This is a genomic window from Polyangium sp. y55x31 (assembly GCF_029946505.1).
Taxonomy (GTDB): Bacteria; Myxococcota_A; Polyangia; order Polyangiales; family Polyangiaceae; genus Polyangium.
In genome coordinates this window covers 92,956-107,500 of the sequence record NZ_JARZHG010000028.1, presented here as the reverse complement: position 1 = coordinate 107,500, position 14,545 = coordinate 92,956, and the positions used below count along the sequence as shown (strand labels likewise).

The window sequence follows — 14,545 nt, the reverse complement described above, 5'->3', positions numbered from 1 at the left end:
AGCCAGCTCGAGGGGCGGCTGCTACGATGGGCTCTATGCGATGGATGTCATTTCTGGCCGGAGCCTCGCTCCTTTCGGGGCTCCTTTGCGCGTGCGAGCCGGAGCCCGAGATCGTGGAGGGCTCGGCGGAGGACCACGGCAAGGCGCTTTTTTCGGACCCGACGATCACCGAGACCCAGGCGAATGCGTTCTCCTGCGCGACGTGCCACCCGACGTCGAAGCCCGCCGCGGACGGGCCCATCCTGCCCGGCGCGCCGCTCGCGGGGGTGACGCGTCGGGCCTCGTACTGGGGCGGAATGGAGCGCGAGCTGCTCCGCTCGATGAACCATTGCCTTTATTATTTCATGCTGTCGAGCAAATCCTGGTCGGCCGAGGACGAGCGGGGCCGCGCGCTTTATGCGTACCTCGACGCTTTGCCCGCCGGGCCGGAGGACGAGCAGGAATGGCCGTTCACGGTGCCCGTGCAGATCACCGCGCCGTCCGCGGGCGACGCGACCGCGGGCGCGTCCGTCTACAGGCGCGCCTGCGAGAGCTGTCACGGCACCGTGAAGACGGGCGAGGGCCGCCTCGTGGCGCGGGCGCCGATCCTGCCCGACCAGACGCTCGCCGATCACCCGCTCGGCACGTACACGCCGGAGCAACGCAGGCTCGTCTTCGTGCAGAAGACGCGGCACGGCGGGTTTCTAGGGTATGGCGGGCAGATGCCGCCGTTCTCGATGGAAGTGCTTTCGGACGAGCAGATGGGGGATCTGCTCGCGTTTCTCGGGGTTCCTTGACAGACCCGACACCCGTTCAGGAGATGGCATTCACGATGTCGGAATCCGACCTCTATCTGCTCGGGAGCAGCGCGCGGGAGGAAGAGCGTCTCCGCAAGCAGATCCAGGAGCTCGCGGGTGAGGCCCGGTGGTTGCTCGATCAATTCGAGATTCGCCCGGGCACAAGGGCCATCGAGCTCGGCTGCGGGCCGCAGGGGGTGCTCGAGCTGCTCTCCGAGCGCGTGGGGCCGTCTGGGACCGTGGTCGGGCTGGATAAGAACGAGGCCTTCGTCGCTTCGGCGCGCAAGCACATGGCGGAGCAACGGAGAACCAACGTCGAGGTCGTGCAAGGGGACGCGAGGGCCACGAACCTCCCCAAAGAATCGTTCGACGTGGTGTTCTGTCGGTTGCTGCTCGTGAACGTTCCTCAGCCAGAACGAGTCGTCGAAGAGATGGTCTCCTTGCTGCGTCCGGGAGGCGTCATTGCGAGCCACGAGGCGGACTATCTACCGCACATGTGCGACCCACCTTCTCCTGCCTGGGATCGTCTGCGCGAGATTTTTCAGGCATATACGCGCGCAAAGGGCGTCGACCTGTTCGTCGGGCGGAGAGTCCACCGGATGCTGCGTGACGCCGGGATCGTGGGCATTCAAGTAAATCCAGTGATCCACGTCTACCCGCACGGCCATAACCGCCGGAGCATCTTCCTCGACTTCGTCCAGAATGTCCGCGACGAGCTCGTCAGGGATGGCTTCGCCAGTGACGAGGAGCTGAACGCGCTCACGCAAGACCTGAAGCGCCATTGCGACGACCCCGATACACTGGTCGTTTCGCACCTGTTCTTTCAGGTTTGGGGCCGCAAACCGGGAGGTCAGACTTCGAGCGGGCCGAGGAGCCAGTGGCCGGGGGAGTCGGGCGATTCGTCGAAGTAATAACCACGAATGGTCTCGACCAGATCGCTGACGGTGATGAAGCCGTCGTTATCCTTGTCGATGCGGTGGAACGCAGCTCGAACGATGTCTTCGGGCACGCGCATCAACGATCCCATCCAGCGAACCTCGTCGGAAACGGTGAGCTTCCCGTCGCGATCCAGATCGACGACATCCATCACCGCGTTGATGTAGGGGACATAGCTCTGATCAAACGATTCGGGCGTCTCGAGCATGCCCGCCGCGAACGCGGCCTTGTACTCGGCCAAGCTGATGCGGTCGTCCGCGTCGAAGTCGGCGACCTTCCGCAGGTGCTCCCACAAGCCCAAGCTGATCTCGACGAGCCGTTGCCGGGCGGCAGACTCGGGCCCGTGGCCGAACTCCTCGGCCATACGCACGGCCGATATCTCGAAGTCAGAGCGCTGCAAAAAACCATTGAGATCATGGTCGTGAGCGCGAAAGCGTCGTGCGAGCCTGCGCTCGAGAAATTCCGTCATTTGGGGCATGTGGTGGCCGGTATCACGGCCATGGGCAGGGTGTCAATTGCCGATCCATGCGGGCGTCCGGCAGCACCTCCGGTGGCAGCGTCGGCTCAGGGCCCCGCGCCCGGGATCTGCGCGATGCCGTCGGGATACACGCCGGCGATCGCCTCGCTCTTCGTCGCGAGTGTCTCCGCGTCGAGCACGAGGATTTTGCCTGTCGCCACGTGATCACCCTCGCAGATGAGGATCATGCGCGTGTCGTCGAGACGATCGACGACGTGCGGCCATTTGCATTCGTCGCCCATGAAATCGCGGCGGGTGATCTCCTGGTTGTTTTCGAGGTCCCAGAGGACGAGCGCGTCGGGGGATTGCATGGGGATCCAGAGGCGCTTGCCGTCCGCGGAGAAGGCCGGGAAGAAGGGCGCGCCGAGCGTGTCGATCTGGCGGTCCGGATCCATCGCATTCGCCTCGATGTCGAAGAAACGGACGTCCTTCGAGACCGTGTTGCCGAGCGCCAGGGTTTTTCCGTCGGGGGAGAGGATGGCTGAATAGGGGCCATATTGCGGATCGCCGATCGAGCCGCCGGCGGCGTCGACGGGGATGCGATCGAGCACCTCGCGTTTGTCGAGGTCGACCACGGCGACGGAGTCTTCGCCATAACAGGCGACGTAGGCGCGGGCGCCGTCGGGGCGCGAGAGGGCCATGCCGTGCGGCGCGACGCAGGTGGTGATCCGCGGCGGATCGGCCGAGCCGGTGAGAAGGACGCCCTCGGGGTCGACGAGGGCGATCGTGGCGCGCGCCTTGTCGAGGTTGCCCGCGTTCTTGATGGCGCGCTGGAGATCGTAATGGGAGACGACGACACGGCGGCCGTCGTCCGAGGCCACGATTTCGCCGGGATTCGCGTCGACGCGGACCTGGCCGAGGATGCGGAAATCGTCGAGCGCGAGCTTTTGCACGTAACCCGGCTGGACGCTGCTGCCGTGCGAGGCGTGCGGGCCGCCGGTCGCGACGACGGGGTACGAGAGGCCGATGTAGACGAATCCGCCGGTTCGATCGACGGCGATGTGGTGGGGGCCGTCGAGGCCGACGGGATCACGGCCGACCGGGACGTGCCCGATTCTCGCGCCGGTGCCGAGGTCGACGAGCGAGAGCGTATCCGAGAGGCTGTCCGTGACGATTCCGAGTCCGCCCGGAGGGACGGCGACGGGCTCGCGGCGATCGGGGAAGGCTTCGCCCGTGTACGCATCGTAGCGATACTCGACGGGGGCTTCTCCGCACGCAGGCAGGGCGAAAAGCAGGGCGGCGCCGGCGAGGGCGCGAAAGTGAGGAGCGCTCATGGCGTGATCGTAAAGGTGGTTTTGCTGCCCTGGAAGGGGCCGCCATCCATGTCGATGCGATTGTCGACGAGCTGCGCGCCCTGGAGCTCGACCGTGATGGGCGCCTTGGCCGCGGTGATACGTGCCCAGATCGCGTCCGTGGGTTTCCACGAGGTCTCGCTCGTGAAGACGCGGGCGAGCTTGGGATCGGCGTCGGAAGAGACGACGAGCCAGGTCGCATATCCCGTGAACGGCGTGCCGTGGGCGTGCGCCGCGCGGACGGGGCCGAGGAGCGCGGCGAGCGGGGCGAGGAGGGGCTCGGCGTGCGGCTCGGCGGGGAGCAAGGACGGTGGCCCGGGCGGCGTGAGGCGTGAGGTGCCGCCGACGAGCCAGGAAAATGTGGGAATGGTGGAGGCCGAGAGCATTGTGCCGGCCGCGGGCGAGATCAGCGTGGGCGCCTGGGAGGCGACGTTCGCGGGCGGGCTCGCTTCGGTGGCGGCGAGGAAGGCGGCGAGCGCTTCGTCCGTGGTGGTGCCGCCGTAGACGACGTCCTCGTATCCCGCGGGGACGCCCTCCTCCTCCTCGTGATCGCAGGCATAAAGGGATACCGAGGCGAGCGGGATCAAAAGGGCGAGATGAAATAGGTTTTTCATGGCAAGCTCCGTTCGGCGCGCGGCCCGTGGCTCCTCGGAGCGTAGCGCATCGAGCGCCCGGGGCCAGCGCGGCCTTCAGCGGGCACGAAGGACGAGGGCCGCCGCGTCCGCGGCGAGCGTGAGCGTCTGGCGCGAGAGGCGAGCCTCGCCGAGGGAGAAAAGGAGCGACGCCGCGGGGAATTCGTCGTCTTCGAGGTCGACGTCGACGGGGGCGCCGAGATTGACGGCGACATCGAAAACTTCGCCCCCATGCGTGCGGCGGAAGATGAAGAGGCTGCCTTCGGCGAAGAGGATTTCGAGGCCGCCGCGGCGGAGCGCGGGGTGTGCGGCGCGGAGGGCGAGGAGCGAGCGGACGATCGAGAATGCGCGCTCGCCGGCGGGGTCGGGGCGGAGGGGTAGGGGCATTCGATCGGGCCAGACGTCCTCGGGCTCGGCGACGGGCGTCTCGGCGAAGAGGTCGTATTCCTCGCCATAAAGAAGCGAAGGGACGCCGGGCCACGCGAGGAGGACGAAAAGACCGAGGAGGCCATGGCGCGAGGGGCCGCCGTGCTTGCGGGCGATGCTGGCGAAGCGGGGGTGGTCGTGTGTCGAGACGAACCGGAGCGAGCGGGCGCCGGGCGCGCCGCGGTCGAGATCGAGGAGGGCGAGGCGCTGGGCCGCGAGCTCGGCGGGGACGGCGCGTTTCGCGAGGAAATCGACGAGGACATCGTGGAAGCCGAAATCGGTTGCGCAATCGAGGGCGCCGCGGCTCGTCCAGCGGTGGGCGTGCGCGGGCACGAGCTCGCCGAGGACGACGCTGTCGGGATTTTCGCGGCGGAAGGTGTCGCGAATGGCGACGGCGAGGTCGTGCGGGACCTCGGCGGCCATGTCGAGCCGCAGGCCGGAGGCGCCACGTTTCGCCCAGCGGGAGGTGGCGGCGAGGACGAGGGCCCGGACTTCGGGGTGATCGAGGTCGAGCAATGGGGCGTCCTTGCGCCGGCCGTAATGGCGGAGCTTGGGGGCGCCTCGGGAGGGGGTTGTCCAGTGAAACCAGGCGGCGAACGGGGAGTCGAGGCCGCGGGCGCGGACGTCCTCGTAGGGCGGAAAGCCGCGGCCGGCGTGGGAGAAGGCGAGGTCGACGAGGATGCGGATTCCGCGGGCGCGGGCCTCCGCGACGAGGCGTTCGAAGGCGGGTTCGCCGCCGACGGCGGGGTCGATCCGGAGGGGATCGACGAGGTCGTAGCGATGGCAGGAGGTGGCGACGATCGTGGGGGTGAGGTAGAGGACGGTGACGCCGAGGTCGGCGAGGCGAGGCAAAACCACGCGAATGCCGTCGAGGTGGCCGCCGGCAGGGCGATCGCGGCCGGGATCGTGGCCCCACGAGGCGCCGGGGCGCGGGGCGAAACGGTCGACGAAGATGGTGTAGAGGACGGCGTCTTTCCACCAGGCGGGGAGATCGTCCGCGGGGGCGGGGGCGATGGAAAAAGCTTCGGTTGGGCCGGGATCGAATCGGATTCGAAGGGGCCTCGTCGGGCCCGGAAGCTCGGCGCGGAAAAAGACGTGTTCGTCCTCTTCCGCGACGCGGGTCATTTCGATGTCGCCACCTTCCCACGAGATGCGCAAGTGCTCCCCGTGGCCGCGGCGCAGGCCGGCGCTGAGGATGAAATGGTCGGCTTCGGGCGCGCGCACGACGAAAGGCGGCGCGGGGGCGAAGAGCAGCGGCTCGGGCGCGCCGCCGACGGAGAGGACGCTGTTCCGAATGTGATCCCGCGAGCGCGTCCGCGGATTGTCGAGGTCGAGCGACCAGCGGTCGCCGGCGCGGAGCTTGTACGAATACATGCCGACGGGGAGGTCGAGCGTGGCCTCGGCGATTCGTTCGCCGGGCGTTTTCGCCGGCGCCGCGTCGAGGGGGATCCCCGTTTGCCAGTCGCAGACCTCGCCGAGCATCTCCACGGTCGCGCCGGGCTTCGCGCCGGGGAAGGCGCCGCGCGCGCGCAGGTGGACGGAACGTAGATCGGGCCGAGAGGCGGGATCGAGCGGCGGGGGTGTGGTCGGGTCTTGTCGCGGCACGCGGCTTCATCTTACCCTCGGCCAATGATCAAGGTGAGGGTGCGAAAGGCGGGGACGGGCGTCGCCGCGGCGTCGGGGCTCATCGCCCTTTCCGGGGCGCAAACGGGGTGCGTGGCCGAGCCGATCGAGCCGGGCGACGAGTCCATCGCCGAGGCCGAAGACGAGCTCTCGCCGGGCACGGGCACGCTCGCGCTCGACGGCTTCCCGGGGAGCTTCAACGTGAAGCTCGTCAACGCGAACACGGACGAGTTCCTGCGCGCCGGTCAGGCGCTCACGATCGAGCTGCCCGTGTGGATGCTCTGGGACAAGCTCTATCCGGGGTCGCCGCTGCCGACCGATCTCGCGCGGCTCCAGAAGATCACGGCGACCGTGACCGTGAGCGCGATCGACAAAGCAACGACGATCTCCGCGCTGAAGGTCCCGGTGCAGACCTACAGCGGCATGGATTCGTATGGGTTCAAAGCGATCACGAAGACGTTCATCGTGCCGTCGAAGGCCGACTGGATCAACTTCGCGATCACGATCACGGACCTCGCGCCCGGGGGTTCGAGCGCCAGCATCACGGCGGCGGAGCTTTCGACGCTCGCGATCTTCGGCGGGGAGCTGCCGAACAAGAGCCTGTTCATGGATTGGGCGCAGGCGACGAAGCGAAACCGGATCATCGAGGGCGACGATCCGATCGCGGGGGCGGAGCTCTTGCTCGCGGTGTCGGACTGGCGGGCCGACGTGATCGTGGACAAATCGCTGATCGACACGCAGATCGGCAAGGCGCAGAGCGCGAGCCGGTTCGGCTGGGTGACGATCCCGATTTACGGCAAGATCGTGCACGAGGTCTCCTACGGGGTGCATTTCGACGACGGGCTCGACTGGCGGCCCGAGGTGATGCTCACGGAGAAACCGAATTCGCGCTTCCTGGGATCGGGTCGCACGACGTACGAGGGGGCGATCCAGGTGCCCGCGAAGGCGCGGCGGATGATGATGTACACGCACGTGAAGACGTACCTCGTCGCCGATTACACGGGCATCGCGAACATCACGGAGAAGTGGTACCCCGATAATGAGAAGATGCTGAAGGCCGACAAGTACGACAATCCGAACGGGGCCTTCACGAATTATTCGTTCTCGATCGCGAACTCGCTCTTGCCCTGAATGCTCCTCCCGACGGACCTGCACGGGCACACGTTGTTCTCGGACGGCCGCGCGACGCCGGAGGCGTACGTGGATTTCCGTCGCGAGATCGGGATGCGTGTGATCGCCGTGGCGGATCACGACGTGCTCGCCGCCGTGCCGCGCGCCGCGCGGGCGGCGGCGGACGTGGGGCTCATGTTCTTGCCGGCCCTGGAGGTGACCTCCTTCCTGCATTTCGGGACGGGCCGGGCCGAGCAGTTTCACGTGCTCGCCTATTTTCCGCCGCGCTTCTCGGTGCTGCCGCTCCTCCGGCAGACGGCGCTGTTCCGGCGGGGCGAGCGGGTGCAGGCGAAATGGAAGGCGTTCGTGCTGGCGTGGATGGAAGGGATCACGGAGGAGGCGCGGCGCGCGATCGATCCGGAAGGCGCATTCGAGGCGCTCGCGCCGGCCGATTTTCCGGCGCTGCAATCGATGCTGGATCGGGTCGCCTCGCGGACGACGCTGTTTCCGGCGTTCCGTGATCATCACGTGCGGTTCTGGGAGGAGGATCGAGAGCTCTTCGGCTGGACGCCGGAGGAGGCGATCGATTGCATCCGGCAGGACGGCGCGCTCGACGTGGTGGCCCACCCGGGCCGGTACCGCGACAAGGAGCGGACACACGCGGTTTTGCGGAGGGCGAGCGGGATCGAAGTTTACACGTCGCGCCACAAGTCGGAGGTGGCCGAGTCGTTCCGCGCATTCGCGGAGGAGCACAAAAAATGCTGGACGGCATCGTCGGACGATCACCAGAATGCACGGTACGTGAGGCCCGCCGCGGGGACGCCGGTCGCGACGATCGAGCGGATCCTGGGGCGAGCGCTGCCGATCGAGGCGATTCTCTCGGCTTGAAGCGGCGCTCGCTCGGGCTCCTGTCAGCGGCGCTGATGCTCGCGCCGGGCGCGGCGCTCGCGGCCGATCCGCCGGCGGCGCCGGGTCCGATCCAGACCGCGCCGACCCCGGGCGGATGGGCGGGCGAGCTCGATGCGCTGTCGAAATGGATCGCCGACCGCGGCAAGGGGACTTCGTGCGCGGCGCGGTGTTACACGCTCGAACGGCTGAAGCTCTCGGGTCGGGTCGGGGAGGGGCCGCTCGAATTCGAGCTCGTGGGCCGGGTGCTCGCGGACGGGGCCGTCGACGTGCCGCTGTTCGGGCCACCAAAAGAGGTGCGGCTCGAAGCGGTCACGGAGAACGACAAGGAAGCGGCGATCGGGTTCGAGGGCGATCGGTACTTCCTGCACACGGCCGCGAAACGGTTCGTGCTCAAAGGAAAGATGACGCTCGGGAGTGATTTGACGCTTCAAATCCCCGGGCCCTTGAACACGCTGGAGGCGGATCTCGCGTCGGGCGCGGTGGTCGAAGGAGCGCGTTTGTCCGGAATCGTGGGGACGACGATCCACCTAAATCGGCAGGACAAGGCGGCCGAGGCCGGGCCCACGGTGTTTCAGCTCTCGCGCGCGGTGCGGGTGGGGCGGGAGATCAGCTTCGAATATCGGCTCGTGATGCGCTCGGGGACGGACCTCGGGGTCGTGCGATTGCCGCTCACGCTCGACGAGAAGGTGCTCGACGTGACGGGCGCGACGGGGTTCCGCGTCGAGGGAAATGAGCTCGTCCTGCCGACGTCGGGGCGGACGGCGGAGATGACGATCACGGGCACGCTCGCGAAGCTCGCGGCGATGGCGCCGGACGCGCGCTCGGGTTACGAGTGGTGGCTCATCGAGAGTGATCCGGAGCATCGCGTGGCCGTGACCGGGGACGCGCGGCAGGTGGACTCGGCGGAGTCGCCCATTCCGCGGTCGCAATCGACGTCGCGGCTGTTTCTGATGCAAAAAGGCCAGAAGATGGAGGCGACCGTGACGCCGCTCGCGGCCGTCGATGCGCTCGCGGCGGTGGTGCAATCGCATCAGCGGACGGTGGTGGTGACGGCGCGTGGAGACGTGGTCTCGCAGGATCACGTGAACTACGAGAACAACGGCGTTGATTACCTCGCGTATGCGCCCTCGGGCCGGCCGATCTTCCTGTCGACGTCGGGCAAGGCCGAGCGGATCATGCGGCAGGGTGCGGATGCGGAGGAGATCCTGGTGCCGCTCCGGACGGGCAGCCAGACGGTGCAGGTGCAATCGCTCTCGCAGACGGGGCTGAAGCCGCTCTTCGGGACGGTGACGGTGCCGATGCCGTCGTATGCATTGACGGCGAGCCGCGTGCATCTGACCGTGGGATTGCCCGCGGGGGTGTTCCCGCTGGCGCTGCTCGGCGGAGATCGGCCGAAATGGGCGGTGGAGGGCAGTGATCTCCTGGTGTCGGGCATCGGCTTCGCGGCCGGGTGGGCCGCGGTGCGGCCGGGGCAGGGGACGAGCCCGTCGCGATTGCGGACGCTGCGCATTCTCGGGGGAATCGTGCTCGCGTCGCTCTGGTTCCTGTGGGAGCCGGGGTTCATTCTTTCGCTCATCGCGCTCGGGCTCTGGGGGCTCATCTGGCTCGTGGGCGTGTTCGCGAAGGGAGCGGCGCGGGCGGCGGCGACGGTCGTGCTCATCGGCGGGCTCGGGCTCGTGGGGCTCATCGGCCTCGCGGCCATGAGCTCGCGGTCGCCGGTGAAATCGTCGGACATCAGCTACGAGCCGCCGCCGCAGCGGGCCGCCGCGCCGGCGTCGACGCTGGGCGGCGGAAAACTCGACGAGGATCGAGCGGGCAATGGGTGGGTAGACAAAGGCGGCGGGGTGCTGGAGGGCGTGACGCCGGTGCCGCTGCCGCTGCCGGATTATCGGCATTCGATGAGCGCGAGCCGCGAGCTCGTGACGAAGGATCGGCCATTCCGGCCGATGCTCGTGTACGTGACGGACACGGCTGTCGCGCCGATCGCGGTGCTCTGGCTCGTGGGTCTGGCGATCGTGGTGAGCGCGCATCGAGGGCGCATGAAGGACGGATATCGGCGGCTGCGCGAGCGGATCGACCGCGCGGCGGCGCCGCCGCCGGCCGAGGCGAAGGCGGCGAACGTCGAGGCGCCGAAGGACAAGGAAGGAGAAGAGGGATGATGAAGGCAAGCAAAGGCGGTTTCGTGTCGCTCCTCGCCGCGACGCTCTTCGTGGCGTGTGGCGGCGCAGCCCCGGAGCCCGTGACGCCCGCGGAGAAGGCGCCCGAGAAGGTCGTCGAGGCGCCGAAGCCCGAAGCGGCGCCGGCCGGGCCGGACGCGGAGAAGGTCGCGTTATGTATTGCTACGGCAAACGCGCAGCGCGCGAAGTTCAGCGGCGAGCCGCCGAAGGTGACCGTCAAGCACATCCTGGTGAAGTACGCCGGGTCGAAGAACGCCGACGCGTCCCTGAAGCGCACGCGCGAGGAGGCGTGCCTGCGGGCGATGGAGGCGCGCGACAAGCTGCGCGAGGGCGCGGATTTCGACGAGGTGGTGAAGGAGTACAGCGAGGAGCCGGGGGCGGCGACGCGCAGCGGCTCCGTGGGGGCCATCGAGCGTTCCCAGGTCGTCAAGCCGTTCGCGGACGCGGCGTTCGAGTTATCCGTCAACCAGATGAGCGATATCGTGGAGACCGAATTCGGGTTCCACCTGATCGTCCGGACGGAGTGAACCTCGGGAGGGCCTGCTACAGGCCCGCTTCCTTCACCAGGAAGGACCACTTCGCCTCGACGCCGCGCAGGTCGCCCTTGGCCTTCTCGGCCTGGGCCTTCATGCCCATGCGCTCGTAATCGGCGATCTGCGCCATCAACGTCCTCCTGCGGTCCTCGAGCTCTTTCACGTCGGGCCGCTGCAGGAAGGCGGAGGCCTTCTGCACGGCGTCCTTGTGCTTCGCCTCGGCCGCATCGAATTCTTGCTGCTCGGCCAGGAACGCCGATTCCCCGGCGCCCTCCTTGGCCTGCTCGAGCGCGCCGCGCGCCTCGCTCATCACCTGGCGGATGTTCAAGGCGCCGACGGTCGTCGGGAGCTTGTCCATGGCGGCGTGGAAGCGTTCGATGTGACCGACCGAGTCCATCTTGCCGGACTTCTCCTTGCAAATGGCCTCGTAGCGCGCGGCGATGGGGCGCGCGGCGTCGGCCGTCCCGATCGGGAGGTGGGATTCGCCGCAATGACTCGCGCAGGCGCGGTATTGCTGGGCCACGCCGCTCTCGAGGCGCTCCGGGTTCGCGTCCCCTTGCGCGCGTTTTTCCATGTCGACGGCCTGCCCGTACATCTTGAGGCAGCTCGCCACGCCGGACGTCTGCGGGCCTTTGCCGAGCGCCTGGAGGGCCTTGACGTCCTCCAGCATCTGGTCGCCGTACTGGGCGCGGATCTGCGCCTCCTGCTGCTCCGGCGTCTGCTGCTCCGGCGCCTCGGGCTGTCCGCCCAGCATCGCGCAGCCGGAGACGAGGACGCCCAGGAGGGGCGCCATGCCACGTGCATCGAATCTCATCAGGATCTGGTTCCTCGGGATGAAAATGGGGAGGGCGCGTCGTCCGCGCAGGGAGACGCGCCCTCGTTCACCGGCGCGAGAGAATGCTCAGCGGGCCTTGCCGATCGCCTTCTGCCAGGACGGGCGCTCGCTGATGCGGTTCCACCACGCCGCGACGTTCGGGCGCTCCTTGACGATGTCGCCGAGGCCCGTGTCGAAGAGGTACTGGAAGTACGGCGCGTAGGTGATCTCCGCGATCGAGAACGAACCCGCGATGAACTCCTTGCCGACGAGCGCGCGCTCGAGCACGTCGAGGGCCTTCGCCGCGTCCGCCTTGCCCTTCGCCACGACGTCCTGATCCGGCGTCGTGCCCTTCATCGGCGAGAAGAAGATCTCGAGGATCGCCTTCATTGCGGGCGGGCTGAAGTACGACTGCTCGACGCTGATCCACTGCTCCATGATCCCGAGGTCCTTCGCGTCCGTCGGCGCGAGGCCGCCGAGCTTCGCGTTGAGGTAACGCAGGATCGCGCGCGACTCGTAGAGCACGAAGCCGTCGTCCTCGAGGACGGGCACGACGCCGAAGGGCTGACGGGCGAGGTGCTCGGGGCTCTTCTGCTCGCCCTTCATGATGTCGACGAGCACGAACTCGTAATTCACGCCCTTCTCTGCCAGAGCACAAAGAACCTTGCGCGTACACGTGCTCGCCGGATGACCGTAGACCTTCATGAGAATCCTCCTCCCCGTCACGCAACGGGACGTTTCGCCCCGCTGCATACTCCCCCTGGATAGCGCCGTCCACCGTCGCGCAAGACCGCGCGTGATTGTGCGGTGCGTCGGGCGCGAGCGTCACAATCCGTAAACGCGGACGTCGTCGATTCGCCATTCCTCGGCCAAGGCGTCTCCCCCGGCCGTCTGGTCGTCGTAATGGAAGCGGACGACGAAGGGCTTGCCCGCGACGAGCGCCGAGAGGTCGAGGCGGACGTGGCCCGAGGCGTCGAGCGTGTACGTGGCGACGGGGCTGACCGTGCCCATGACGGAGATTTCGACGCTGGCGCGGTCCGTGGCCGAGGTCCAGTGGTCGAAGGCGTGATCGAATTCGAGGAAGACGCGCGTGAAGGGGCCCGCGTCGAGGGTCGGCGTCGCGAGGATCTCGCCGTCGAGCGCGACGTTGCTCTCGTCCTTGACGAGCATGTACGCGCCGCCCGAGGCGCTGCCCGTGGTGTTGTCCTGGGGGCAGCCGAGGAGCGGATCACAGCGGTAGAAGCCCTTGCCGTCGCTGCCGGCGTCGACGACGACGAACGGCTCGAAGCCGGTGGAAAAGTCCTGCACGAGGAGGCTCGTCACCATGGCGCATTTCGGGCCCATGCCGAGATCGACGCAGGCGGCGCCGGTGTCGCAGCGGTTTGTCTTTCCAGACGGATCGCAGGCGAGGCCCGGGGCGAGGACGGGGCGGACCACGGCTTCGAGGCCATACGCGCCGAAATCCATGGCGCTGAAGCCGTCGACGACGACGTAATACGTGCCGGCCGCGAGGTTCGTCAGGTCAAACGACTCGGGATGGCCGCCGAGCTGGGTGTCGGCGCAGGCGAGTTCGCTCGCATTCATGGAGCAAGCGTCGAGCAGGTAGACGCCGACGTCGAAGAGGGGCGAGGAGGGCGCGACGCGGACCGAGAGATCCGCCGGGCCGGGGAGCGTGAGCGCATAAACGGCCTCGGGGCCGCCGCCGGTGCAGCTCGCGGAGAGGACGGCGCCGTCCGTGTCGAGCGTGGTGCCGGCTTGGTTGCCCCCGCCGATGGCAGAGGGCATGCCGCAGGTGCCCGAGGCTGCGGCGAGGGCGAAAGGCTGCTCGGTGACGCGGAGCTCGTAGGGGCCGACGTTCGCCGCCGCATAACCGGAGACGACGAGGAAAACGGGCGTCTCGGGCGGCAAGACCGCGGTTTCGAGGCGCGCGAGGGGGCCGTCGCCGCTGTCGTCGTCGCAAGCGTGCTCGGCGCTGGTGTCGAGGCAGTCGAGGTAAGCCCAGGCGACGGTATCGGCGAGCGCGCCGCCGATGTCGGTGGTCTCGAAGGTGACGCGCGAGGGCGACGCGCCCGTGATGTAACGGTGCACGATGGAAGGCGCCATGGTGCCGCCGGCCGAGCAGGTCGGCGTGCCGAACCCGACGACGGGCGAGCCCATCGTGGTGCCGGCATAGACGAGCGTATCGCCCTGCTTTTGGCCCTTGGCGAGCAGATCGACGGCGTCGCCGCAGATGGTGCCGGGCTCGAGGAGACATTGGGAGGAGCAACCATCGGCCGGCATGGCGTTGCCGTCGTCGCAGGTCTCGCCCGGCTCGATGACGTCGTTGCCGCAAACGAAGGAGGCACCGCCTTGGCCACCGGCGCCGCCATTTCCCGCGCCGCCCATGCCGCCGGTGCCACCCATGCCGCCGACACCGCCGCTACCGCCTGCGCCACCGTTGCCGCCGACGCCGCCGCTACCGCCTGCGCCACCGCTACCGCCAGCACCACCGCTACCGCCAGCGCCTCCGACACCGCCGCTGCCGCCCGCGCCGCCTTCGCCTCCGACGCCGCCCGCGCCAGCGCTGCCGCCGACGCCGCCAATGCCGCCTTGTCCTCCTGCGCCCGCCGTGCCGCTGCTCGAGCTCGACGTGGCTGTGGATCCGCCTTCGTCTCCACACGCGGCGAGCGCCACGGTCGAGGCGAACATGCAGGCAAAAAAAGCGTCGCGGGCGTGGGCCATGAATCCTCCGTTCGAGGCGGGATGAAAGCATGGCGAACGGGGAATTTGGAGCCCGCTTTGCGTCACGAACGGCGCGGAT

General features: G+C 68.3%; 13 protein-coding genes. 6 read left to right on the top strand and 7 right to left on the bottom strand.

Annotated elements, in window-relative coordinates; all coding sequences use genetic code 11:
* Nucleotides 1-35 precede the first annotated feature (35 nt).
* Nucleotides 36-776, top strand: coding sequence for a c-type cytochrome (locus QHF84_RS35445; RefSeq protein WP_281317944.1), 741 nt, complete (start codon nucleotides 36-38; stop codon nucleotides 774-776).
* A 35-nt stretch (nucleotides 777-811) separates the two neighbouring features.
* Complete coding sequence (locus QHF84_RS35440) at nucleotides 812-1,687, top strand: methyltransferase domain-containing protein (RefSeq protein ID WP_281317943.1); 876 nt, start codon at nucleotides 812-814, stop codon at nucleotides 1,685-1,687.
* Here QHF84_RS35440 and QHF84_RS35435 read toward each other — a convergent pair.
* The 4 genes from QHF84_RS35435 to QHF84_RS35420 form a co-directional block, all read right to left on the bottom strand.
* Nucleotides 1,627-2,181, bottom strand: a complete 555-nt coding sequence (locus QHF84_RS35435; RefSeq protein WP_281317942.1) for a hypothetical protein — start codon at nucleotides 2,179-2,181, stop codon at nucleotides 1,627-1,629. The genes QHF84_RS35440 and QHF84_RS35435 overlap by 61 nt on opposite strands.
* 95 nt (nucleotides 2,182-2,276) lie before the next feature.
* Complete coding sequence (locus QHF84_RS35430; RefSeq protein ID WP_281317941.1) at nucleotides 2,277-3,503, bottom strand: YncE family protein; 1,227 nt, start codon at nucleotides 3,501-3,503, stop codon at nucleotides 2,277-2,279.
* Nucleotides 3,500-4,135 carry a hypothetical protein gene (locus tag QHF84_RS35425; protein WP_281317940.1) on the bottom strand — a complete coding sequence of 212 codons (636 nt, stop codon included), beginning with the start codon at nucleotides 4,133-4,135 and terminating at the stop codon, nucleotides 3,500-3,502. Before QHF84_RS35425 ends, QHF84_RS35430 begins: the two co-directional genes overlap by 4 nt.
* Nucleotides 4,136-4,210: 75 nt before the next feature.
* Nucleotides 4,211-6,184: an alpha-amylase family glycosyl hydrolase gene (locus tag QHF84_RS35420; protein ID WP_281317939.1), complete on the bottom strand. Its 1,974-nt coding sequence runs from the start codon at nucleotides 6,182-6,184 to the stop codon at nucleotides 4,211-4,213.
* A gap of 24 nt (nucleotides 6,185-6,208) precedes the next feature.
* On the opposite strand from QHF84_RS35420, the gene QHF84_RS35415 reads away from it, so the two are divergent.
* From QHF84_RS35415 to QHF84_RS35400, 4 genes are read left to right on the top strand one after another with little or no spacing between them, the layout of a single operon-like run.
* Complete coding sequence (locus tag QHF84_RS35415; RefSeq protein WP_281317938.1) at nucleotides 6,209-7,333, top strand: hypothetical protein; 1,125 nt, start codon at nucleotides 6,209-6,211, stop codon at nucleotides 7,331-7,333.
* Nucleotides 7,334-8,200, top strand: coding sequence for a PHP domain-containing protein (locus QHF84_RS35410; protein WP_281317937.1), 867 nt, complete (start codon nucleotides 7,334-7,336; stop codon nucleotides 8,198-8,200). It begins immediately after the preceding gene.
* Nucleotides 8,197-10,380, top strand: coding sequence for a hypothetical protein (locus QHF84_RS35405; protein WP_281317936.1), 2,184 nt, complete (start codon nucleotides 8,197-8,199; stop codon nucleotides 10,378-10,380). The genes QHF84_RS35410 and QHF84_RS35405 overlap by 4 nt, the downstream gene beginning before the upstream one ends.
* Nucleotides 10,377-10,925, top strand: a complete 549-nt coding sequence (locus QHF84_RS35400; protein WP_281317935.1) for a peptidylprolyl isomerase — start codon at nucleotides 10,377-10,379, stop codon at nucleotides 10,923-10,925. Before QHF84_RS35405 ends, QHF84_RS35400 begins: the two co-directional genes overlap by 4 nt.
* A 16-nt stretch (nucleotides 10,926-10,941) precedes the next feature.
* Here the strand turns inward: QHF84_RS35400 and QHF84_RS35395 are convergent, their stop codons facing one another.
* The 3 genes from QHF84_RS35395 to QHF84_RS35385 form a co-directional block, all read right to left on the bottom strand.
* Nucleotides 10,942-11,724 (bottom strand): hypothetical protein, encoded by a 783-nt coding sequence (locus QHF84_RS35395; protein ID WP_281317934.1) that lies wholly within the window; start codon nucleotides 11,722-11,724, stop codon nucleotides 10,942-10,944.
* 108 nt (nucleotides 11,725-11,832) lie between these two features.
* Nucleotides 11,833-12,450, bottom strand: a complete 618-nt coding sequence (locus QHF84_RS35390; protein ID WP_281317933.1) for a glutathione S-transferase N-terminal domain-containing protein — start codon at nucleotides 12,448-12,450, stop codon at nucleotides 11,833-11,835.
* 120 nt (nucleotides 12,451-12,570) lie between these two features.
* Nucleotides 12,571-14,466: a myxococcus cysteine-rich repeat containing protein gene (locus tag QHF84_RS35385; RefSeq protein ID WP_281317932.1), complete on the bottom strand. Its 1,896-nt coding sequence runs from the start codon at nucleotides 14,464-14,466 to the stop codon at nucleotides 12,571-12,573.
* Between the last annotated feature and the right edge of the window lie 79 nt (nucleotides 14,467-14,545).

Bases quoted from the DNA above. Each gene is read 5' to 3' on its own strand.
- QHF84_RS35385 (WP_281317932.1), bottom strand. From the start codon at position 14,466: ATGGCCCACGCCCGCGACGCTTTTTTTGCCTGCATGTTCGCCTCGACC.
- QHF84_RS35440 (WP_281317943.1), top strand. From the start codon at position 812: ATGTCGGAATCCGACCTCTATCTGCTCGGGAGCAGCGCGCGGGAGGAA.
- QHF84_RS35445 (WP_281317944.1), top strand. From the start codon at position 36: ATGCGATGGATGTCATTTCTGGCCGGAGCCTCGCTCCTTTCGGGGCTC.
- QHF84_RS35400 (WP_281317935.1), top strand. From the start codon at position 10,377: ATGATGAAGGCAAGCAAAGGCGGTTTCGTGTCGCTCCTCGCCGCGACG.
- QHF84_RS35435 (WP_281317942.1), bottom strand. From the start codon at position 2,181: ATGACGGAATTTCTCGAGCGCAGGCTCGCACGACGCTTTCGCGCTCAC.
- QHF84_RS35425 (WP_281317940.1), bottom strand. From the start codon at position 4,135: ATGAAAAACCTATTTCATCTCGCCCTTTTGATCCCGCTCGCCTCGGTA.
- QHF84_RS35415 (WP_281317938.1), top strand. From the start codon at position 6,209: ATGATCAAGGTGAGGGTGCGAAAGGCGGGGACGGGCGTCGCCGCGGCG.
- QHF84_RS35390 (WP_281317933.1), bottom strand. From the start codon at position 12,450: ATGAAGGTCTACGGTCATCCGGCGAGCACGTGTACGCGCAAGGTTCTT.
- QHF84_RS35410 (WP_281317937.1), top strand. From the start codon at position 7,334: ATGCTCCTCCCGACGGACCTGCACGGGCACACGTTGTTCTCGGACGGC.
- QHF84_RS35430 (WP_281317941.1), bottom strand. From the start codon at position 3,503: ATGAGCGCTCCTCACTTTCGCGCCCTCGCCGGCGCCGCCCTGCTTTTC.
- QHF84_RS35395 (WP_281317934.1), bottom strand. From the start codon at position 11,724: ATGGCGCCCCTCCTGGGCGTCCTCGTCTCCGGCTGCGCGATGCTGGGC.